20 protein-coding genes and 1 pseudogene are annotated in these 20,923 nt (G+C 50.0%); 19 read left to right on the top strand and 2 right to left on the bottom strand.

From position 1 onward, the window contains the following. Window positions 1-61 precede the first annotated feature (61 nt). The 9 genes and pseudogenes from EP25_RS0105120 to leuB all read left to right on the top strand — a co-directional run bounded on the left by EP25_RS0105120 (window position 62) and on the right by leuB (window position 8,984). Complete coding sequence (locus EP25_RS0105120; RefSeq protein ID WP_051906398.1) at window positions 62-2,656, top strand: UPF0182 family protein; 2,595 nt, start codon at window positions 62-64, stop codon at window positions 2,654-2,656. A 73-nt stretch (window positions 2,657-2,729) separates the two neighbouring features. Further along, window positions 2,730-3,179 carry a hypothetical protein gene (locus EP25_RS0105115; protein ID WP_031432901.1) on the top strand — a complete coding sequence of 150 codons (450 nt, stop codon included), beginning with the start codon at window positions 2,730-2,732 and terminating at the stop codon, window positions 3,177-3,179. Window positions 3,180-3,420: 241 nt separating this feature from the next. After that, window positions 3,421-3,951 (top strand): REP-associated tyrosine transposase, encoded by a 531-nt coding sequence (locus EP25_RS0105110; protein ID WP_031432900.1) that lies wholly within the window; start codon window positions 3,421-3,423, stop codon window positions 3,949-3,951. A gap of 184 nt (window positions 3,952-4,135) precedes the next feature. Continuing rightward, on the top strand, window positions 4,136-4,429 hold the full coding sequence (locus EP25_RS22880; protein ID WP_084190946.1) for a type II toxin-antitoxin system RelE/ParE family toxin: 294 nt from the start codon (window positions 4,136-4,138) through the stop codon (window positions 4,427-4,429). Window positions 4,430-4,440: 11 nt separating this feature from the next. Then, on the top strand, window positions 4,441-4,755 hold the full coding sequence (locus EP25_RS0105105) for a HigA family addiction module antitoxin (RefSeq protein WP_200875011.1): 315 nt from the start codon (window positions 4,441-4,443) through the stop codon (window positions 4,753-4,755). A gap of 243 nt (window positions 4,756-4,998) precedes the next feature. Beyond that, entirely contained in the window at window positions 4,999-5,484 is a 486-nt protein-coding gene (locus EP25_RS0105100; protein WP_031432899.1) for a hypothetical protein, read from the top strand. A gap of 204 nt (window positions 5,485-5,688) precedes the next feature. Next, entirely contained in the window at window positions 5,689-7,248 is a 1,560-nt protein-coding gene (locus EP25_RS0105095; protein WP_031432898.1) for an alpha-isopropylmalate synthase regulatory domain-containing protein, read from the top strand. Between the two features lie 86 nt (window positions 7,249-7,334). Then, a pseudogene (gene tnpA / locus EP25_RS0105090) lies at window positions 7,335-7,766 on the top strand (IS200/IS605 family transposase). Window positions 7,767-7,877: 111 nt separating this feature from the next. After that, window positions 7,878-8,984, top strand: coding sequence for a 3-isopropylmalate dehydrogenase (gene leuB / locus EP25_RS0105080; protein WP_031432897.1), 1,107 nt, complete (start codon window positions 7,878-7,880; stop codon window positions 8,982-8,984). A gap of 154 nt (window positions 8,985-9,138) precedes the next feature. Here leuB and fliK read toward each other — a convergent pair whose 3' ends face one another. Both fliK and EP25_RS0105070 read right to left on the bottom strand, forming a co-directional pair. Next, window positions 9,139-10,614, bottom strand: coding sequence for a flagellar hook-length control protein FliK (fliK, locus tag EP25_RS0105075; RefSeq protein WP_031432896.1), 1,476 nt, complete (start codon window positions 10,612-10,614; stop codon window positions 9,139-9,141). Between the two features lie 2 nt (window positions 10,615-10,616). Next, entirely contained in the window at window positions 10,617-11,495 is an 879-nt protein-coding gene (locus tag EP25_RS0105070) for an HDOD domain-containing protein (RefSeq protein WP_031432895.1), read from the bottom strand. 86 nt (window positions 11,496-11,581) lie between these two features. On the opposite strand from EP25_RS0105070, the gene prmB reads away from it, so the two are divergent. The 10 genes from prmB to EP25_RS0105020 all read left to right on the top strand — a co-directional run bounded on the left by prmB (window position 11,582) and on the right by EP25_RS0105020 (window position 20,921). Further along, window positions 11,582-12,511, top strand: a complete 930-nt coding sequence (gene prmB / locus EP25_RS0105065) for a 50S ribosomal protein L3 N(5)-glutamine methyltransferase (protein ID WP_031432894.1) — start codon at window positions 11,582-11,584, stop codon at window positions 12,509-12,511. Window positions 12,512-12,513: 2 nt separating this feature from the next. After that, complete coding sequence (gene aroC / locus EP25_RS0105060; RefSeq protein WP_031432893.1) at window positions 12,514-13,602, top strand: chorismate synthase; 1,089 nt, start codon at window positions 12,514-12,516, stop codon at window positions 13,600-13,602. Between the two features lie 51 nt (window positions 13,603-13,653). Further along, the gene (locus EP25_RS0105055; RefSeq protein ID WP_031432892.1) at window positions 13,654-14,808 is read left to right on the top strand and encodes an MFS transporter; all 1,155 of its coding nucleotides are present in this window, start codon (window positions 13,654-13,656) and stop codon (window positions 14,806-14,808) included. Window positions 14,809-15,053: 245 nt separating this feature from the next. Beyond that, a complete protein-coding gene (locus tag EP25_RS0105050; RefSeq protein WP_031432891.1) occupies window positions 15,054-15,668 on the top strand; it encodes a MotA/TolQ/ExbB proton channel family protein in 615 nt (204 codons plus the stop codon). Then, window positions 15,668-16,105, top strand: coding sequence for an ExbD/TolR family protein (locus tag EP25_RS0105045; RefSeq protein ID WP_031432890.1), 438 nt, complete (start codon window positions 15,668-15,670; stop codon window positions 16,103-16,105). Before EP25_RS0105050 ends, EP25_RS0105045 begins: the two co-directional genes overlap by 1 nt. After that, window positions 16,102-17,100 carry a tetraacyldisaccharide 4'-kinase gene (gene lpxK / locus EP25_RS0105040; RefSeq protein ID WP_031432889.1) on the top strand — a complete coding sequence of 333 codons (999 nt, stop codon included), beginning with the start codon at window positions 16,102-16,104 and terminating at the stop codon, window positions 17,098-17,100. Before EP25_RS0105045 ends, lpxK begins: the two co-directional genes overlap by 4 nt. After that, window positions 17,093-17,284, top strand: a complete 192-nt coding sequence (locus EP25_RS0105035) for a Trm112 family protein (protein WP_031432888.1) — start codon at window positions 17,093-17,095, stop codon at window positions 17,282-17,284. Before lpxK ends, EP25_RS0105035 begins: the two co-directional genes overlap by 8 nt. After that, the gene (gene kdsB, locus EP25_RS0105030) at window positions 17,281-18,048 is read left to right on the top strand and encodes a 3-deoxy-manno-octulosonate cytidylyltransferase (protein WP_031432887.1); all 768 of its coding nucleotides are present in this window, start codon (window positions 17,281-17,283) and stop codon (window positions 18,046-18,048) included. The genes EP25_RS0105035 and kdsB overlap by 4 nt, the downstream gene beginning before the upstream one ends. A 237-nt stretch (window positions 18,049-18,285) precedes the next feature. Next, entirely contained in the window at window positions 18,286-19,470 is a 1,185-nt protein-coding gene (alaC, locus tag EP25_RS0105025) for an alanine transaminase (RefSeq protein WP_031432886.1), read from the top strand. Window positions 19,471-19,610: 140 nt separating this feature from the next. Further along, complete coding sequence (locus tag EP25_RS0105020) at window positions 19,611-20,921, top strand: homoserine dehydrogenase (protein WP_031432885.1); 1,311 nt, start codon at window positions 19,611-19,613, stop codon at window positions 20,919-20,921. Window positions 20,922-20,923: the final 2 nt, after the last annotated feature.

The raw sequence follows: 20,923 nt of genomic DNA, 5'->3' as shown, positions 1-20,923 counted from the left end.
GTTTTTTTAGATAATTCCATTATCATCCCGTAATGTTCCAGCGATTCAAAGACGAAATCATATGCAAGCCAAATTGAATGCTTCTACACGTTTTATTGCCCTGGGAAGTGGGTTTTTACTGATTAGCGGTTTATTGGGTTTCGCCGCCATGCATTTTTTGGTGGAAATCTGGTGGCATGCGTCGTTGGGCATGCTGCTGTACTATTTAATGCGCGTGGTTTACAGGGATCTTATCGCTTTGGCGATTACGCTGGTTCAGGGGGGATTTATCTTTGTTAATTTCATCTTGATTCCGCGACTATTACGCATCGATCCGGCTGGCTTGTTCGGCGGCTCGGGACTTAAAAACAGGCTTGCCGTGCTGTTATTGACGCCGTCGGTCAGGTTGGCCATGATTTGCGTGGCCATTTTCACGATGCCGATTTTGACCCCGATTTATTTGCATTGGGAAGATTTTCTGTTGTTCTTCTTCAATGCGGGTTCGAATATGAAAGACCCGGTTTTTGGTCAGGATGTCAGCTTTTACTTATTGTCATTTCCGTTGATCAAATTGGTGCAAAATGAAATGCTGGTGGTTTTTTCGTTATTGTTTGCCACCATTGCCGCTTGCTATTGGCAAGCGAATCGTCAGCAAACCGATAGGGAGTTGTTGCCAGGCGGCGCCAAAATTCATCTGGCGTTATTGATTGGCGTGATTGTCGCGATTTTAGCCTGGTCCATTAACCTGGAGCGTTACGAGATTCTTTATGTCGACCGCCACCAGCCCGTCTATTTCGGACCCGGTTTTGTGGAAATGAATTTTCAACTACCGTTGATCTGGCTGAATTTTCTGTTTTTCATCGTCGCCGCTTTTTCGGCGGTCGTATATCTCTATACCCGGCGCGGTTTGAAATGGATGTGCGCGAGCGCGTTGATTTACTTTGCCATGGTAGCCTTTAAGCAGACCCATTGGGTTCCCTCCTTGATCGATCGATTTTATGTTGCCGCCAATCCGGTCACGGCGGAACGTAAAAATATGGCTTATAACATCGAAGCGACTTTACAAGGATTCGGCCTGAATCAGGTTGACATTGTCGAGTACCCATTAAAAAGCGAATCAGCTCCATTAAATAGCCAAGCCATCAAAGACGTATTAAAAAACATTCCATTATGGGACCATGAGCTTTTGTTGGCCGGTTACGACCAGATGCAGGCCATCAGGCCTTTTTTCGCATTTAAGGATGTCGCGGTTGATCGATATCGGCTTGAAGGGGTTAATGTTCAGGTCAATGTCGCCGCCCGTGAGTTGAATTTTTACCGGTTACCAAGATCGGCCAAGACTTGGAACAATCTACATTTTATCTATACGCATGGTTACGGTCTGGTCATGACGCCGTCTTTGCAGCAGGCCGATCAGCCGATGCAATGGTTGATCCGCGATTTAAATAATCTGACCGATTATGAGCAACTGAAGATCAAGCAACCACAAATTTTCTATGGGATGGCGAAATACGCTTATGCCATCACTCCCAATGACGCACGTCCGCCGCACCCTAAAGGCGCAACTTTTCGACTGCGTAACGATTTGATGGTGGAAGGCGGCGTGACGATTTCTTCTTTATTGCGCAGAATCGTCCTGTCCGCGTATTTCCAGGATTTCGACTTGCTGTTCACGACTAACATGACCGAAGATAGCCGGATGTTGTTCAGGCGTAATATCATCGAACGGGTCAATACATTGGCGCCGTTTTTAACGCTTGATCCCAATCCCTATCCGGTCGTGATAAACAACAAAATTTATTGGATAGTCGATGCCTATACCACCTCCGATCGTTTTCCTGTTGTCGCTAGTTACGATTTTCCGCTCGATGACGGGATGGAAGTCAAGCCCGTGAACTATCTTCGTAACTCGGTCAAAATTATTGTCGATGCCTACAACGGAGATGTAGATTTTTACTTGGTCGATCCGAATGATCCCATCGCGACGACATACCGCAATATTTATCCGATGCTATTTAAAAATGCGGCGGAAATTCCGCAATCCTTTATCAATCATCTGAGTTATCCGAGTCGATTGTTCGCGTTACAAATGGCGGTGTATGCTCGCTATCACCAGACAAATCCGGATGTGTATTATCAACAAAGCGAGGCAATGACTTTTCCGCAACTCGACGGCAAAAAAATGTTGCCGTATTTTCTGACGCTGATTCCTGGAGGTGGCGTAAGCAAGGCCAATCCGGATTTATACCGGTTTTTGTTGGTTGCCCCGATGGCCCAAATCGGTCGCGCCAATCTCGGCATGATTACCATGGCCGGCTGCATAAAAGCCGCCGATTGCCAGTCAGCCTATTCCGCCGACATTGTCAACTATCGTTTCCCGGTAGACCAGCAGGTTGAAGGGCCGGCACAGATAAGCGGTTTGATCAACCAGGACCCGGAGATTTCCCGCCAACTGACTCTCTGGCAACAACGGGGGACTAGCGTTATTAAAGGCCGAATGATTATCGTGCCCGTGGACGGAAGATTGCTTTATATTCAGCCTGTTTATACTAAGGCGACACGCAGCACCGGTTTTCCGCAATTGACGAGGGTGATTATCGCCATGAACCGGGTCGTGGCCATGGATACTTCCTTGGAGAGTGCTTTCGAGAAATTGAAGGGGAAGCTTGGGGTTTAACGAGCAGCGATCCGTTAGTTCAGGCTGGCAAAAAAAGGGTTGATGACAAAATTTGCACTATCAAGAGGAAAAAATGGAAACCGATGATGAATGGTTGAATGTAATTGAACTGGCCGATGTGGACGTGAGTTCGGCAAATGCCACTCGGCCTATCGACTTTGCCTTGTTACCAATCTTTACCTCGGGGTGGCGCGCTTCAGGGCCGGGGCGGCAGAAGATTCGGCTAACATTCGCCCGCCCGATAAAGTTAGGCAAAGTCAAGTTAGTGTTCGTCGAAAATGCACTCGAACGAACACAGGAATATGTTTTACGCTGGTCGCCGGATAACGACGACAACTTTCGCGAAGCTGTCCGTCAGCAATGGAATTTCAGTCCACGGGGATCAACCCGGGAAACCGAAGTGCATCGGCTCGATATAGGGTCCGTTAGGCTGCTTGAGCTGATGATTATCCCCGATATTAGTGGCGGCGGGGCGGTTGCTTCGCTGGCGCAAATAAGGGTGTCGGGAGAAGATATCGTTTGACTGTGGCTTTCTATATGAGATCAATAGATTAATCCTTGAATGACATTAGAAACTCAAACTCGGTCTAACATCTTTTAAAATATAATCGCAATGATTGTGCTTTGAAAGGGAGTAATCGACCCATAAGCGACGATCTCTTTAGTTTTGTTAATGTCCGCAAATTGATAATAAGCCGATGTTGGGTTTGCAGAAGTAGGCTGGGTTGAATGATAATGAAACCCAGCTTATGAATGAATAAATTATGCGCACTTACATTCGTAGCCATGCAAAAGGCGGCGTTTATTTCTTTACCGTCAATCTTGCTCAACGAAAACAAAATGACTTGCTGGTTCGGCGTGTCGACGATTTACGCCAAGCATTTCGCTATACGAAACAACGCCATCCCCTGGTCATCGAAGCCATAGCAATATTACCGGAACATTTACATTGTATTTGGCGATTACCAGAAGGCGACGACGATTATCCGATGCGCTGGCGTTTGATCAAATCGCATTTTTCCAGGTCTATCGAGAAAGGCGAAAGAGTATCCGGCAGTCGATTGCGTAACAAAGAACGCGGCCTATGGCAACGCCGTTATTGGGAGCACCAAATCCGCGATGATAGAGATTTTCAGCGGCATTTTGAATATATTCATTACAATCCAGTAAAACATGGGCTTGTAACGAAAGTGAAGGAATGGCCTTTTTCATCTTTTCATCGTTGGGTTAAATTAGGGATTTACAGTGAAGATTGGGCTGCCGCACCGGACTTAATCGAACAGGATTGGGAATAATTGTAATGCTGGGTTTCTCGTTGTTCAACCCAGCCTACGGCCCTCACCTAACAATGCAAATTCACGCGGACAAATTTCCGCGACGTTCGTTTGTGGCAAATGCCACAAGCTTCTCGTTGCTCCAATTTGCCGGTGATTTGTGGAGATACCTTGAATATCATGGAAGCCGTGCTATCATGATCCCATGATTGTATCGTTCAATGATAAGGCGACAGAAGATATATTTAATGGGGTCAATTCCAAATTGGCACGAAAGGCTTGCCCACAAACTCTATGGCGAATTGCAGCAAGGAAATTAGATCAATTAGACTCTGTTCAATCCCTAGAAGAATTGAAAGTTCCTCCTGGGAACCGGTTAGAAAGTCTTTTGGGAAACAGAGCTGGTTCGTACAGTATTCGTATCAATGAACAATATAGAATTTGTTTTTCATGGGAAGAATTAGGCCCAGCAAATGTAGAAATAACTGATTATCACTAGAGGCAAATATTATGAGAGTCCCAACCCATAGAGAACCAACTCATCCTGGAGAAATGCTCCGTGAAGAATTTCTTGTTCCTATGGAAATTACGCAGCGTGAACTTGCAGAGGCGATTCATGTTCCCTATCAACGCATCAATGAGTTAGTTAATCAAAAACGAGGGGTTACCCCAAGTACAGCTTTGCGGCTAGGGAAGTTTTTTGGAGTCTCGCCTGATTTTTGGCTAAATCTGCAAATGAGGTGGGAGCTGTATAAAGCGCAAAGTATTGAAAAAAAAGAAATTGAGTCAATACAAGATTATAAGCACGTACAAAAAATGGCATGACCATAAAATTCGCTTGACCCGCTAACGCGGGCCGGTGATTTTGGCGTTATGCGACTGGTTTCGGTTTTATTGCAGTCATACATTGAAATCTTTGAATGTCGCAAAGTGGCCGAAACCAGGCACTGAACAAATCCCACGCTTTCAGTGAGATTAATTTGTAATTGTCGGATCTCGTTTGAGTCAATACAAATGGTAGGCTGTGTTATTATCGAAAGTCCAATTCAGTGCTTCCGGTAAACATCCATGAAAAAAATAATTATGTTTGTATTGTTGATGGCCGGCAATACTCAGATTTTAGCGGATTGGACTTCGGCTATTACAAAAGATCCCTTGATGGATAACAAAGTGGGGATTGCCTCAATTAAGCCTTCCGCTAAAACGGAAGTCAAAATTTTTTGCAGGGAAAACGAGACCCCGCAATTAGCCATCACCTGGCGAGAACCAAATTCGGCGAAAAATATCACGCATTTTCAGTATAAGGTGGATAAGGAAGAAATAAATATCATCAATGTCAATAATGTCGTTGGTGATAGGACCACTATTACCACCGGGGCTATCATGGAAAGTATCTTTAGGGACTTCGTCAAAAAAAATCGAGTGGTAGTCAAAGGCCAAGGAAACAAATATGAAACCTCGCCCATCGTTTTCGATTTGAATCAATCCGCTGTTTCGATACGGAGCGCTTGCGCCTGGCACCCATTTTACCAACAAGTTTTTCATTCCAAATGAAATCCTGAAGTCTTGTTGTCGTTGCTCTTATGTCGTTTTTCTAAAAGGTGAGATGGAAGCAAGGATTGCAAGGCGCGCCAGTTTTAGGGAAAATGATCAGCTGCGTGTCATTTAGTCATCTTTATTGCTGCCTCGTTCGTAATTGATTTCCGGACAGCCATGAAGGGTACTGAAACCAATTATTTAATAAATTAGACAGAAATCATGTCGCTTGATTCAAGACATATCCAGCTGATGGATACCACTTTGCGTGATGGTGAGCAAACACAGGGCGTCGCCTTTACACCGACGGAAAAAGTCAGCATCGCCAAGGCGTTATTACAGTTTTTACGCGTCGACCGTATCGAAGTGGCCTCGGCGCGGGTCTCCGAAGGGGAAAGGGAAGCTGTCAGCGAGATCAATCAATGGGCTCGACAGGAGGGCTTCGCAGATCGGGTTGAGGTGCTCGGTTTTGTCGATCACACGCGTAGTGTCGATTGGATCAAATCCACCGGCGGCAAAGTTATCAATCTGCTTGCCAAAGGCAGCGAGAAACATTGCCGTGAACAGTTGGGTAAAACTTTGGAACAGCATAGCGCCGATGTGTTGCAAACGATTACTTATGCCCATGAACAAGGCCTGAAAGTTAATATTTACTTGGAAGACTGGTCGAATGGTTATCAGGATAGCCGTGATTATGTGTATGGTTTGGTGGATAGACTGCAGCACAGCCGGGTCAGCCATTTCATGTTGCCGGACACCTTGGGGGTTATGGCGCCGGACGAGGTCTTTGCCAGCCTGAACGACATGTGTCAGCGTTACCCGGAACTTCAGTTCGATTTTCATCCCCATAACGATTACGGTTTGGCCACCGCCAACGTCATGGCGGCCGTTCGTGCCGGCGTCAGGGCGGTCCATTGCACCATCAATTGCCTGGGCGAGCGTGCGGGCAATGCCTCGCTGGCTGAAGTTGCCGTAGTGTTGCGTGATAAAATGGGTATGCAACTTGCCATTGACGAAAGCCATTTGGTTCGCATCAGCAACATGGTGGAAAATTTTTCCGGTAAGCGTATCGCCGACAATGCCCCGATCGTCGGAGCCGATGTTTTTACCCAAACTGCCGGTATTCATGCCGATGGCGATCAGAAAGGAGGGTTGTATAAAACCCGTTTGGGGCCGGAACGTTTTTCGCGAACCCGCAGCTACGCCTTGGGAAAAATGAGCGGCAAGGCTTCCCTGAAAAAGAATCTCGAACAACTCGAAGTAAATCTTTCCGAGGAAGACCAGAAAAAAGTGCTGGCCCGTATCGTCAGTCTCGGGGATTCCAAGCAGACCATCACTACCGACGATCTACCGTTCATCATTGCCGATGTCTTAGAAAGCAAAAGCTACCAACATATCAAATTATTGGCGTGTTCGATCAATAGCGGTTTGGATTTACAATCCACTGTGAGTCTGCGCGTCAAGGTGCGAGGGGACAAACACCAGGCCACCGGAGCCGGAAGCGGGGGCTTCGATGCCTTCATCGATGCCATCAGCAAGGTAATGGCCAAATATGATTTCACGCTGCCCAAGCTGGCCGATTTCGAAATCCGCATTCCCAAAGGCGGTCATGCCAGCGCATTGACCGAGAGCGTGATTACTTGGGATTGCGGCAATGAATTGCGTAAAACCCGTGGCGTCCATGTCAATCAGGTTTTTGCCGGTATTCTGGCCACTTTAAAACTGATCAATATCCAGCTCCATGAAATGGAGTGTGGTCAAACGATTGGAAAAGCAAAGTAACAACCATTAATTATCCATCATAAGGTTTAAACCACCGGCTTTAGCCGGTCAGCTTTAGCTGCGATAATTTGCCCAAGGAGGTGGCGATGGACTATAGATACGGCAGCCATACGGTTTACCAAATTGAGTATCATTTTGTTTGGGTTACGAAGTATCGTTATAAAGTGCTGAAGGATGAAATAGCCGAACGAGTGAGAGACTTGGTGCGGCAGACATGCGAAGCCTTTGAGATACGGATTATCAAAGGTGTCGTGAGCAAAGATCATGTGCACATTTTGGTGAGTGCGCCGCCGACTATGGCCCCAAGCGAAATCATGAGGCGAATCAAGGGACGAACTTCGAGCTATCTGTTCGAAGAGTTCCCGCACTTGAAAAAGCGATATTGGGGTCGACATTTTTGAGCCCGCGGTTATTTTTGCGCCACAGTGGGGCAAATGACTGATGAGATGATAAAGCAATATTTGGAGCATCACTTTGAACCTAATCCAAACGATAATTTCAAGATGGAGCCCGACTAAGACGCGTCGTTTAGTCGACGCGTATCCGGACTTTCAGTCCGTTATTGGAACCCACCCGCTTGAGCGGGTGGTTGTTTAGTTTTGAAGTTTAATTCGGATAAAGCAGAAATAATGAAGCAATATAAAATCGCAATATTGGCCGGTGACGGCATTGGTCCTGAAATCACCGATGAAGCCATTAAAGTGCTGAAGGTCATCGAAGAACGCAATGACGTCAAGTTTGAATTAATGCCGGCGCTGTTTGGCGCGTGCGCTTATTTTGAAACCGGTGATGCCTTTCCTCAAGCGACCATCGATATTTGCGATCAGGCCGATGCTATCTTGAAAGGTACGATTGGTTTGAGCCACGAGGAGTCGAAAAAAATCCCGGTGGACAAACAACCCGAACGCGGCGCCTTGCTGCCTTTACGCCGTCGCTACAATACCTATGCCAATTTCCGCCCGGTTTTTTTGCCGAAGTCACTGGCGCATTTTTCCCCGTTGAAACCCGAAGTTATCGGCGACGGCATCGATCTGATTATGGTGCGCGAGCTGGTTGGCGGCCTCTATTTCGGTGACAAGGAAATGGGTGTCAACGACAAAGGGTTGCGTTATGTCCGCGAAACCCTGGAGTACGACGAAGAACAAATCCGTCGCATCATGCACGAAGCGTTCAAATTAGCCAGCAAACGCCGCAAATTGCTGCACAACATTCATAAGAGCAATGTGTTGAAATCCAGCGTATTGTGGAATGAAATCATGGAAGAAGTGGCCAAGGAATATCCCGATGTCAAAGTGGTCAACTTCCTGGTGGACGCCGCGGCCACCGCGTTATGCCTGAAACCGACCCAGTTCGACGTAATGGTGATGGAAAATATGTTCGGCGATATCCTCAGCGACCAAGGCGGCGGCATCTTGGGTTCATTGGGCTTGATGCCTTCCGCTTGCATCGGTCCCGAAAAGGCCTACTACGAGCCGTCGCACGGCTCGGCTCCGGACATCGCCGGCAAAAATATCGCCAACCCCTATTCGATGATCGGTTCGGTGGCGATGATGCTGGAAAACAGCTTCGATATGGGGGAAGAAGCCAAAAATGTTTGGGCGGCGATGCAAGGCGTATTCGCCGACGGTTTCTCCACGGCCGATTTGTCCAAGCCCGGCAGCGGCGTGAAGATGATCAGTACGGTGGAATTCGGCGACAAGGTGGTTGAAAAGCTGAGGCAAATGCCGAAGGTCTAGACGACTCCATTAATTCGTTCTTTTCCTCATTTTGAACCCAAGAAATAGCGGGTATTTTCCTTCCGATCGGGAAGCGTTTTCGCAGTGAAGACGCTTCCAATCGCTTCTTTCGCTTTGACTAAACAGTAGTTTATAGGAATCAAAGCCGTTCTTTTTATACTTCCTCGTTCAATAAATTGCGTACGCTTAAATGACTGTCCGTCGTTTGTTGCGGGTGGCCTTGCTGAACTTCGATCAAACCGGGATTGATGCCGTTATTTTCTAATTCTTGTCTTAGATAATCGAGATGGTGCTTTATTTTTTCCACGGTGGACGTTTGGTCGCTCCAGAATCGGGTGCTGACGATATTGTCGAAGCAATGTAATTTACAGTGCAGGGTGCCTAAGCCCGGCGGTGTCAGTGTCATCGTCACGGCCCAGGTGTTTTTCGCTTGTTTAGAGGTGGCGGTTTTTTCCTGTTCGATTTGAATGGCAATCTTGTCGATGTGCTTTTGGTTGAAGAACGGAAGCTCCAAGCTCCAATTTAATTTGTTGCCGTCTTCTCTGGGTAACGAGGCAAGTTGATCGAGAATGGTCTTGGCTAGGGTGGCGTGCGATTTTTGCAGAATTTCCCGAAGTAAATTCAGTTCGTTTGCTTTGGGTTTTTGCTCCGGCGTCGGGTCGGTCTGTTGTTGTAACTGATTAATCAGTTGCAGCAGTTTCAATTTGAAATCGTCTTTCAAATTGATATCGGGAAGAGTGGCTAGCTGAATGAGTTTGGCTTCGAACAGTCTGCCGGAATTCTCGATATGGTGTTTTAGCGAATCGGCATCGGTCAGTTGCGAGCGTTGCGGCAAGCTTTGCAGAATTTCGCGGGCCAGCCGCTGCAATAACTGCGGCACCTCCGTTTCGCCTTCCAGGTTAGAGAGCGAATTGAGCAATGTCGTGGCCGAGTCTTGAATGGGTAAATACTGTTTGATCGCCTCGGTAATGGCCCGATCGCTTATTGCTCGCTCCGGATAGGTAACGAGTTTGAATTGCGGCTGGTCGCCGGGCTTGACCACTTCGAGTGTCAGCCACTGGCCGTTTTTTAGCGTTAACGCCTGATTGTCATTGCGTTGTCCACTGGAAACGCCCAGATTGACAATTTGTTTTACGGGTAACGTGGCGGGCAAGGGCGGTCGAGTGCTGGCTTTGTTTTCGCCGTCGATATATAACAGGCCGGATAGCGAGTTGGCAGTGATGCCGGCAATCTTGAAGGCCACTAACTGGCCGGTGACGAGTTGTTTGGTTAACTGTGTTGTTTGTTGAGGGGCGGGAGAGGGTTGCAATTGTTTTAATATGATTTCGTTTTGCAGCGGTTCGGTGGCGGCTTGTGTTGTTGGTTGCGTCGGTTTGACGATTTGGAATTCCGGAGCGGGTTGCAGCCTGACGACCTGCAACATCAATGCTTGCCCAGGCTTGATCGCCAACGGCTGATTGCTTTGTAGCCGTAGAGTGGTGTTGGCGAATTGCAAGGTCAGCGTGTTTTGTTCGCTTTTTGCCTCGATGACCTTGACTTCAAGTTGCTGATTCAACTGCAACGTTAACGCGTCTAGTTTGCTCTTGGCAGTCCCTAAGGTGTTGACCGGCAAAGGAAGCTTGATTTCCATCGCTAGTTGAGCATTTGTCGGATATGTTCGATTTCGTCCTTGGCCTGATCCAGGATGTTGATACTTTGGTCGGCATCGAGGTTACCGGCCGCCAGTTTTTTATAGGCCGGTAGTTCGTCCATTTTCGGCATTTTCTTGACGTCGATCTTGCCGATGTAACTGTGCAATTGGGAAATCATGACGATGTCGGCATAATCCGCTTCCCTGCCGGTGTCACGATACCAATTTTCCGAATTGGTGATGACGTCCTCGAAGTCATCGGGAAAATCCCAGCGACGGATGATCTGCAAGCCGATATCATTTTTCAACTCCTTGATGGTTTCGGCCAGATCCTTGGGGCTGTCGAGGATGTCGGCGTTTTTGTCGGCATAGGCCAGAATCGGGACCACGCCGATATCGTGCACCAAGCCGGCCAGCATGGCCCGGTCCGGATCGAAGCCGGGAGTTTTGTGGGCGAACACGGCGCTGATAGCGGCGACATAGCTGCTATGCGTCCATAGATCCTGCATTTGTCGGCGAATAATCGGTGATTTGGCCGTGAACACACCTTTCATGGCAAAAGCGGTGATGATGTTTTGCGATACTTTCAGTCCCAGCCTGGTCAATGCCTCAGGACAGCTTTCGATTTTGCGGCGGCCGCGGTACAAGGGGCTGTTGGATATTTTGATCAGGCGGGCCGTGATGCTGGGGTCGATCTGCACGACCTTGGCAATTTTGCTGCTGTTCGCTCTCTTATCGTTGATTGCGCGGCGGATTTTAAAGGAGACATCGGGAATGGTCGGCAAGGCCAGCTTGTCGGATTGCATGTATTTGTAGCAATCCAGGTATAAACGGTTTTTGGCGAGATTCGCAGTTTTCGGTGGCGATACGGCGTTGGGCATAAAAAATCAGCTTTAATCGGACAAGCCGGCACAGTTTAGTTTAAAATTCTCGTTTCGGTTGACTCAGCTTAACTAAATTATAGGCCATGAATTCAACATCCTCAGATGTTACCACAACCCTGACCCGCATCAGAGACTATATTCGCTGGGGCGCCAGCCAGTTCGCCGCCAACCAAATTTTTCTCGGACACGGTACCGTGACGGCATTGGACGAGGCGGCGGCAATCGTGTTACATACCCTGCATCAACCTTATCACCTGGCCGATTCGTACCTGGATGCGACGTTGACGATGGCTGAGAGGGAGCAGGTGGTGGATTTGATCCTTAAGCGCATCCGCGAACGCAAACCTTCGGCCTATTTGACCCATGAGGCTATTTTTGCCGGTTTGTCGTTTTATGTCGATGAGCGGGTGTTGGTGCCGCGTTCGCCGATCGCCGAGTTGATCGAGCAGCGCTTTGGACCTTGGGTCGACGAAGAGCAAATTTTTAATGTGCTCGATCTGTGCACGGGTAGCGCTTGTATCGCCATTGCCTGCGCCTATGCTTTTCCCGAAGCGCAAATCGATGCGGTGGAGTTGTCCGGCGATGCCTGCGCGGTGGCGAGGATCAATATCGACAAGCATGATGTGAGCGATCAGGTCACCTTGTTTCAATCGGATTTGTTTGCCGATTTACCGAAAAAACCTTACGACATCATCGTCAGTAATCCGCCTTATGTCAGTGTTGCGGAATGGGAAGGCTTGCCGCACGAATACCACGCCGAACCGGCGATGGGATTCAAGGGGGGCGAAAACGGCCTGGACCTGGTGGGGCGGATACTGGCCGATGCCAACGATTATCTGGCCGAACACGGGATTTTGATCGTCGAGGTGGGCAGTAGCGCGGAAACGCTGCAGCAGTTATTTCCGCAGGTGCCTTTTTATTGGTTGGAATTTGAACGCGGCGGCGAGGGTGTGTTTTTGCTGACCGCCGAACAGGTTAAGCAATATCATTCTTTATTTTTAAACGCGTTATAACAATGTCTGGAAATTCAATAGGAAAATTATTTACCGTAACGACTTTTGGAGAAAGTCATGGGCCGGCCCTCGGCGCCATCGTCGACGGTTGCCCGCCGGGGTTGGAACTGAACGATGCCGATTTGCAGGTCGATCTGGACCGGCGTAAACCCGGCACTTCAAGGCATACCACGCAACGCCGCGAGGCCGATCAAGTGAAAATCCTTTCCGGTGTGTTCGAAGGGAAAACGACCGGTACGCCGATTGGTTTGCTGATCGAAAACACCGACCAGCGCTCCAAGGATTATTCCAACATCGCCGAAACTTTCCGCCCAGGCCATGCCGATTACAGTTATCAGCACAAGTATGGAGTTCGCGATTACCGCGGCGGCGGGCGTTCCTCGGCGCGGGAAACGGCGATGCGGGTCGCGGCCGGCGCGATCGCGAAGAAATACCTGAAACAACAGTTCGCGATCGAGATACGCGGTTATTTGTCGCAATTGGGCCCGATCAAGATCGAGAAATTGGATTGGGAGGTGATCGAAACCAATCCGTTTTTTTGTCCCGATACCGATAAGATTGCGGAACTGGAAAACTATATGGATGCCTTGCGCAAGGAGGGCGACTCGATCGGCGCCCAAGTCGACGTGGTGGCACGCAATGTACCGGCCGGATTGGGCGAGCCTATTTTCGACCGCCTCGATGCCGAATTGGCGCATGCGCTGATGAGCATCAATGCAGTCAAGGGCGTCGAGATCGGCGACGGCTTTGCTTGTGTGAATAGCAAGGGGACGGCATTTCGCGATGAAATCACGCCCGAGGGTTTTCTCAGTAACCATGCCGGCGGCATCTTGGGCGGCATTTCGACCGGCCAGGATATTGTCGCCCGTATCGCTCTGAAACCGACTTCCAGTCTGCGTCTTCCCGGCAGAAGCATCAATACGCGCGGCGAGCCGATCGAAGTCGTGACGCACGGGCGGCACGATCCCTGCGTCGGTATCAGGGCGACGCCGATCGCCGAGGCGATGATGGCGATTACCTTGATGGACCATGTGCTGCGGCACCGGGCGCAAAATATCGACGTCGATTCCGGTTTGCCGTCGTTACGCTAACCCGTTCCGGAGTGCGTCCGCACTCCGACATTTCAAACCATCCACTATCGCATGACTGTGCCCTATTGGCGTCTTTCCGCTTTCTATTTTTTCTACTTTGCGACCCTGGGCTGTTTTCTGCCCTATTGGAGTCTTTTTTTGGAAAACAGCGGATTTTTGGCCTTGCAAATCGGCGAATTGTCGGCCTTGATGGTGGCAACCAAAATCGTCGCCCCCAATCTGTGGGGCTGGATCGCCGACCATACCGGCAAGGGTATGCGCATTATTCGCATCGCATCGTTCTTCGCCGCCTTGTTTTTCGCCGGTTTTTTGTTCTTCGAAGGCTATTTGTGGTTCGCGCTGATCACGGTTTGCTTCAGTTTTTTCTGGAACGCTGCATTACCGCAATTCGAAGCGGCGACTTTGTTTCACCTCAAACACGAAGCGCACCGCTATAGTCAGATCAGATTATGGGGGTCGGTGGGGTTCATCGTCACCGTGTTGGGGATTGGCCGGTTGCTGGAGTTTTTTAGCATTGGCAATCTGCCCTGGGTCATCACGCTGATGTTGAGCTTGATTTGGATGGTGGCTTTGCTGACGCCGGAAGCGAAAGCCGGCATTTCGCCGCATGACACGGTCGGCATCTGGCGTATTTTATTGCGCCCCGAGGTGATCGCGTTCTTTCTGGTCTACATGCTGTTGCAATTGGCGCATGGCCCTTATTATGTGTTTTATTCGATTTATCTGAATCAGCACGCCTATCCAGCGACCTTGATCGGCGCGTTGTGGGCGGTCGGGGTCTGCGCCGAAATCGTGCTATTCATCTTTATGAAGCGGTTGTTGGCCAAGATCAGTTTGCGTATCATTTTGTTAATCAGCATCGCCTTGAGCATCGCTCGTTGGCTGATGATCGCTCATTACCCGGATTCTCTGCTGATGATGCTTGCCGCGCAGTTGTTGCATGCCGCCACCTTCGGTTCATCGCATGTGGCGGCGATTCATTTGGTGCATCAATATTTCGGCGGCCGCCATCAAGGGAAAGGGCAGGCCTTGTACAGCAGTATGAGTTTCGGCCTGGGCGGTATGTTGGGAAGCCTTTATAGCGGTTATCTATGGGATTCCTTTGGCGCGACTTTCGTCTATTCGATGGCGGCGGCTTGTTGTTGTCTGGCTTTTATCATCGCTTTCATTTGGGTCGGGCGAGAAAAACAAGCGTTGTTGAGTTAGAATAACAATTTAATCAATAGGGTTCTGATGGAAGTTCAGGTGTCCCATCGAGCTATCAAGGCACGGCATAAAAACCACCCTGGGGCCTTGACGACAGCGATCCCTGCTATCGATAGTCTTGCTAACTCAATAGGGGCGATCTGTTAATCTGAATATTGCTAAAACCTTTTATTTTATAATAAATTATCCGGCCTTAGCGGCTGGATTGCTGTGAAGGTTCGGTTTTTAAAACTAAGGAAAAATACGTGTTTGAATTGATAAAAAACGGTGGTTGGATGATGCTGCCGATTATTTTGTGTTCGATAGGGGCCATGGGCATCATTGGAGAACGGTTCTGGTCATTGCGGCGTAACATTATTATGCCGGTTGAATTGGTGCCGAGTATTTGGCAACTGCATCGCGACAATAAACTGGATGACGCGACCTTGCGCCGCATTAAAATGAGTTCGCCCCTGGGGGCGGTATTGGCCGCCGGCCTGGCCAATAGCGAACACGGACGCGATATGATGAAAACCAGTATCGAGGAAGCAGGACATCAAGTCGTGCATGAATTGGAGCGCTACCTCAATTCACTGGGCACGATTGCCTCGATAACGCCGCTGATGGGCTTGTTGGGCACGGTAATCGGTATGATTAAGGTTTTTTCCGCCATCATGGTACACGGGGTCGGTGATCCCGGCGTGTTGGCCGGCGGTATCTCCGAAGCCTTGATTACGACCGCGGCGGGGTTGACCGTGGCCATTCCGAGCTTGATCTTTCACCGTTATTTCGAACGCCTGGTCGATGAATATGTCGTTAAAATGGAAGAAGAATCCTTGCGCTTGATCGATATCATGCACGGTGATAGAGAGGAAGATTAATGGATTTTCGCCGCCGTAAAAGACCGCCGCTGGAAATTTCCGTCACACCGATGATCGATGTGGTGTTTCTGCTGTTGATTTTCTTCATGGTCACCACGACGTTTAATCGCCAAACCGAACTGAAAGTATCGTTGCCGCAAGCGAAAGGGGTTGAGGCCGAAAAACAGGAAAAAATCATCACTCTGTTGATCGACGCCGAAGGCATTTATTATATTTCCGCCGATGACGGCAAATTTCACCAATTGGTCAATCAGAAACTGTCCACGTTGAGGAAGGCGCTGGAACAGGCGGCCGGTAATTCGAGGCAAATTCCTTTCGTGATCAGCGCCGACGGCAAAACGCCGCACCAGGCGGTTATTAGCGCCCTCGATATTGCCAGTGATTTAGGTTTTAAACGGATTACCTTCGCCACCAAGAATGTTCCCGGCAACTCATGAAAAAGACCTTGGCGCGTTGGCTTCAGGATGCTTGGTACAAGGAAATGTATGTTTCGACCTGGATCATGCCGTTTTCATTGATCTATGTCGATATCATTCGATTGCGTCGCTTTCTATACTGCAAGGGAATTTTCAAAAGTAGTAAATTGCCCGTGCCGGTCATCATCGTTGGCAATATTACCGTGGGTGGAACCGGCAAAACGCCATTGGTGATCTGGTTGGCCAATTGGTTGCGAGAGCATGGCTACAATCCGGGCGTCATCAGCCGCGGCTATGGCGGCGAGGCGAAAGAAAAAGCCGTCTTCGTCGGTAAGGATAGCGATCCGCAAGTGGTCGGCGACGAACCGGTTTTGATCGCCAGGCACAGCGCCAGTCCGATGGCGGTGTGCGCTGATCGGGTCGCGGCCGGGCGCACTTTGTTGCAACAACATGATTGCGATGTGATTGTCTGCGATGACGGTTTACAGCATTATGCCTTGCAACGTGATATCGAAATCGCCGTGATCGATGGCCAACGCCGTTTCGGAAATGGTTATTGCTTGCCGGCCGGACCTTTGCGGGAGCCGATCGAGCGACTGCGTGAAGTGGATCTGGTGATCGTCAATGGCGAAGCGGAAGAGGAGGGGGAATATGCGATGCGCTTCATTGGCGATCGCGCCGTGAATCTAAAAACCGGGGAAGAAAAGGAATTGCGGCAGTTCAAGGATACGCCTTGCCATGCCCTTGCCGGAATCGGTAATCCCCAACGTTTTTTCAAACTATTGACGGCAGCCGGCTTGAAATTCCAGGAGCACGTTTTTCCCGATCACTTCCAGTTTGCCGCCGCCGATATTCGTTTCCAAGACGGCAAGCCGGCCTTGATGACCGAAAAAGATGCGGTTAAATGCCAGGCGTTCGCCGATGAAAGCCATTGGCATGTGCCTATCCGGGCGGAACCGCAGGCGGATTTTAGCGAACAATTATTAACGTTATTAAAAGAGAAAACTCATGGATAAAAAATTACTCGATATTCTGGCATGTCCGATTTGCAAAAGCTCCTTGGTCTACGACAAAAATAATCAGGAATTGATCTGTAAGGCCGATCGCTTGGCATTCCCGATCCGCGACGACATTCCGGTTATGTTGGAGGACGAGGCGCGCGAATTGACCGATGAAGAAATAGACGCCTTGAACATATGAGCGACGGATTCAAAGTCGTCATTCCCGCCAGGTACGGTTCCAGCCGCCTGCCGGGCAAACCGTTGCTGGAAATCGCCGGTAAACCGATGATTGCGCATGTCTGCGAACGCGCCCTGGAAGCCAGTGCGGAGCAGGTAGTGGTCGCCACCGACGATGAGCGGATTTTTGCCGAGGTCGAACGCTTAGGGCTGCAGGTCGTCATGACCGATCCCGGTCATCAATCCGGTACCGAACGCATCGCCGAAGTCGCCAGGCAATTAAACTGGCAGGCAGAAGATGTCATCGTCAATCTGCAGGGGGATGAGCCGTTGATTCCGCCTTCCTACATCAATGATGTGGCGACCGCTCTGTCCGGTCAGGGCCGGGCCGGCATGGCGACGCTGGCGGCGCGCATCGAGGATCAGGCCGAAATCTTCAATCCCAACGCGGTCAAGGTGGTGCTGGATAAGTCCGGTTACGCACTCTATTTCAGTAGGGCGCCGATTCCCTGGGAGCGGGGGGGCTTTCCCGATAGGGCGAATATGGCAAACGAGGCCTTGCCGTTTTTGCGCCATATCGGCATGTACGCCTATCGGGTGTCTTTTCTGCAGCGGTATTGCAGTTGGCGACCGTCGCCGCTCGAAGCCGTAGAATGCTTGGAACAATTGCGCGTGTTATGGCATGGCGAAAAAATTCTGGTCAAGACGGTCGCCAAAACCCCGGAAGCGGGTGTCGATACCGAAGAGGATTTGCACCGCGTTGGTGCAATTTTAGCGGGTAATTAAGCATTCTGAAGAGGCCGAATGCCGTATCGCTTCAAGAACGATTGAAAGCCATTTACAGCAAATCTCCGGGGTGTAAAAAAATCCCCGAATTATCATCACTGCTAATTGACAAAAATTTGTAAAAACACTAATTTAGAATGTTTGTCGTGTTCTAGGAAAATGCGGTTGTGAACTAAAAGAGAGTTAGCAGCCGAACCGTTCATCCATCAATTTATTTTTAGGGTCTTAGAGTCTTTAATGGAAGAATTTCATCGCATCAGCCGCCTCCCGCCTTATGTTTTTAATATCGTCAACGAATTAAAGGCCAAGGCTCGTGCCGCGGGTGAGGATATTATAGATTTTGGGATGGGAAATCCCGACCAGCCGACGCCCAAGCATATTGTCGATAAAATGGTCGAGGCGACCATTCGCGGCGACACGCATCGTTATTCCGTTTCCAAAGGTATTCCTCGGCTACGGCGAGCCATTTGTAATTGGTATAAAACCCGTTTCGATGTCGACTTGGACCCGGAAACCGAGGCGATCGTCACTATCGGCTCCAAGGAAGGTCTCGCCCATTTGGCCTTGGCGACCTTAGGGCCTGGCGATATCGTTTTGGTGCCTAGTCCCGCCTATCCGATTCATCCTTACGGCGTGGTCATTGCCGGCGCCGACTTGCGCCATGTGCCGCTGGTCCCCGGTATCAATTTTTTCGAGGAATTGGAAAGGGCGATCGAGGATTGCTGGCCCAAGCCGAAAATGTTGATTCTCAATTTTCCCGGCAATCCGACCACCCAGTGCATCGAGCTCGATTTCTTCGAAAAGATCGTGGCGATGGCCAAGCGCCATGATATTTGGATCGTCCATGACATCGCCTATGCCGATATCGTGTTCGACGGTTACAAAGCACCGTCGGTTTTACAAGTCGAAGGGGGCAAAGACGTTGCCGTCGAGTTCTTTTCCTTGTCGAAAAGTTACAACATGCCCGGTTGGCGGGTGGGGTTCATGTGCGGAAACCAGAAGCTGGTTGCGGCATTGACGCGAATCAAATCTTATATGGATTACGGTACCTTCACGCCGATACAGGTGGCCGCGATTACGGCATTGGAAGGCCCGCAGGATTGTGTCCAGGAAATTTGCACCATGTATAAAAGCCGACGCGATGTGTTGTGCGACGGCTTGAATGCAATGGGGTGGAAGGTGGAAAAACCCAAGGCGACGATGTTTGTCTGGGCGCCAATTCCTGAACCCTATAAGGCGATGGGGTCACTCGAATTCAGCAAGAAAATGATTATCGATGCCAAAGTCGCGGTTTCTCCGGGGATCGGCTTTGGCCAGCATGGCGACGACCATGTTCGTTTCAGCTTGATCGAAAACGAGCACCGCACGCGCCAGGCTTTGCGGGGTATTCGCAATATGCTGAAGAAAGACAACGTAGTATAATGTCCGGTTGTTATCGTGTTCGCGCCGAGGGGTTGGTTGTCTGCAACGGAACCAACGTTGTCCTATATCTGCTGCTCTAGTCGAGAAGGGAAATGATTGCGGAACTGAAGTCTAAAGAAGTTAAAGTTTGGGAGTGACATTTGAAACCGGTAAAAATTGGTTTGTTGGGATTGGGTACGGTTGGCGGCGGCACCGTCAATGTGCTGAAACGAAACGCAAAGGAAATTGCCCGTAGGGCCGGGCGCGACATCATCGTGACCCGCGCTTCGGCCAGGAATCTGGATCGCGAACGAATTTGCGACACTCAAGACATAGCTTTGACCACCGATCCGTTCGAAATCGTCAATGACCCGGAAATCGATGTCGTGCTGGAACTGATCGGCGGCGATACGCTGGCCAAGGAGCTGGTGTTACAGGCGATCGAAAACGGCAAACACGTGGTCACCGCCAACAAGGCTTTGATCGCATTGCACGGCAACGAAATCTTCAAGCGGGCCAGCGCCAAGGGCGTGATGGTGTTGTTCGAGGCGGCTGTCGCCGGCGGCATTCCGATCATCAAGGCGATCCGCGAAGGTTTGGCCGGCAATCAGATCGAATGGCTGGCCGGCATTATCAACGGCACCGGCAACTTCATCCTGACCGAGATGCGCGACAAGGGCCGCGAATTCGCCGATGTGCTGGCCGAGGCCCAGGCCTTGGGTTATGCCGAGGCTGACCCGACCTTCGACGTGGAAGGCATCGACGCGGCCCATAAACTGACCATTCTGGCGTCGATCGCCTTCGGTATTCCGCTGCAGTTCGACAAGGCCTTTACCGAGGGGATTACTAAAATTACCCGTGAGGATGTCGAATATGCCGAGCAACTGGGCTATCGCATCAAGCATCTCGGCATTGCCCGTAAAACGTCAAAGGGAATCGAACTCCGGGTTCACCCGACCCTGATACCCGAACGCCGCTTGATCGCCAATGTCAACGGCGTCATGAATGCGGTATTGGTCAAAGGCGATGCGGTTGGGCCAACCCTCTATTACGGCGCCGGGGCCGGCGCCGAGGCGACCGCGTCCGCCGTGGTGGCCGATGTCGTCGATGTGGTCCGCGCGTTGACCAGCGATCCGGAAAACCGGGTGCCGCACCTGGCCTTCCAGCCGGAGGCGATCGTCGATATTCCGGTGTTGTCCGACGAGGAAATCAACACCTCTTACTACCTGCGCCTGACCGCCGAGGACAAGCCCGGCGTGCTGGCCGATATCACCCGCATTCTCGCCAATCATCAAATCAGCATCGAGGCGATCATTCAAAAAGAGCCCTGTGAAGGCGAGTCGACTTTGCCCGTCATCATGCTGACCCAGTTGACCCTGGAAAAAGAAATGAATGCCGCGATCGTCGAAATCGAGGCATTGTCCACCGTTACCGGCAAAGTCTGCCGCATCCGTCTGGAATCCCTGAAATAATT

This window comes from Methylomarinum vadi, assembly GCF_000733935.1.
Lineage (GTDB): Bacteria > Pseudomonadota > Gammaproteobacteria > Methylococcales > Methylomonadaceae > Methylomarinum > Methylomarinum vadi.
The sequence above is the reverse complement of the archived record's forward strand: the minus strand, read 5'-3'. Positions and strand labels throughout refer to the sequence as shown.

Coding starts and splice junctions, on each gene's coding strand:
- EP25_RS0105120 (WP_051906398.1), top strand. CDS start 62: ATGCAAGCCAAATTGAATGCTTCTACACGTTTTATTGCCCTGGGAAGT.
- EP25_RS0105115 (WP_031432901.1), top strand. CDS start 2,730: ATGGAAACCGATGATGAATGGTTGAATGTAATTGAACTGGCCGATGTG.
- EP25_RS0105110 (WP_031432900.1), top strand. CDS start 3,421: ATGCGCACTTACATTCGTAGCCATGCAAAAGGCGGCGTTTATTTCTTT.
- EP25_RS22880 (WP_084190946.1), top strand. CDS start 4,136: ATGATTGTATCGTTCAATGATAAGGCGACAGAAGATATATTTAATGGG.
- EP25_RS0105105 (WP_200875011.1), top strand. CDS start 4,441: ATGAGAGTCCCAACCCATAGAGAACCAACTCATCCTGGAGAAATGCTC.
- EP25_RS0105100 (WP_031432899.1), top strand. CDS start 4,999: ATGAAAAAAATAATTATGTTTGTATTGTTGATGGCCGGCAATACTCAG.
- EP25_RS0105095 (WP_031432898.1), top strand. CDS start 5,689: ATGTCGCTTGATTCAAGACATATCCAGCTGATGGATACCACTTTGCGT.
- leuB (WP_031432897.1), top strand. CDS start 7,878: ATGAAGCAATATAAAATCGCAATATTGGCCGGTGACGGCATTGGTCCT.
- fliK (WP_031432896.1), bottom strand. CDS start 10,614: ATGGAAATCAAGCTTCCTTTGCCGGTCAACACCTTAGGGACTGCCAAG.
- EP25_RS0105070 (WP_031432895.1), bottom strand. CDS start 11,495: ATGCCCAACGCCGTATCGCCACCGAAAACTGCGAATCTCGCCAAAAAC.
- prmB (WP_031432894.1), top strand. CDS start 11,582: ATGAATTCAACATCCTCAGATGTTACCACAACCCTGACCCGCATCAGA.
- aroC (WP_031432893.1), top strand. CDS start 12,514: ATGTCTGGAAATTCAATAGGAAAATTATTTACCGTAACGACTTTTGGA.
- EP25_RS0105055 (WP_031432892.1), top strand. CDS start 13,654: ATGACTGTGCCCTATTGGCGTCTTTCCGCTTTCTATTTTTTCTACTTT.
- EP25_RS0105045 (WP_031432890.1), top strand. CDS start 15,668: ATGGATTTTCGCCGCCGTAAAAGACCGCCGCTGGAAATTTCCGTCACA.
- lpxK (WP_031432889.1), top strand. CDS start 16,102: ATGAAAAAGACCTTGGCGCGTTGGCTTCAGGATGCTTGGTACAAGGAA.
- EP25_RS0105035 (WP_031432888.1), top strand. CDS start 17,093: ATGGATAAAAAATTACTCGATATTCTGGCATGTCCGATTTGCAAAAGC.
- kdsB (WP_031432887.1), top strand. CDS start 17,281: ATGAGCGACGGATTCAAAGTCGTCATTCCCGCCAGGTACGGTTCCAGC.
- alaC (WP_031432886.1), top strand. CDS start 18,286: ATGGAAGAATTTCATCGCATCAGCCGCCTCCCGCCTTATGTTTTTAAT.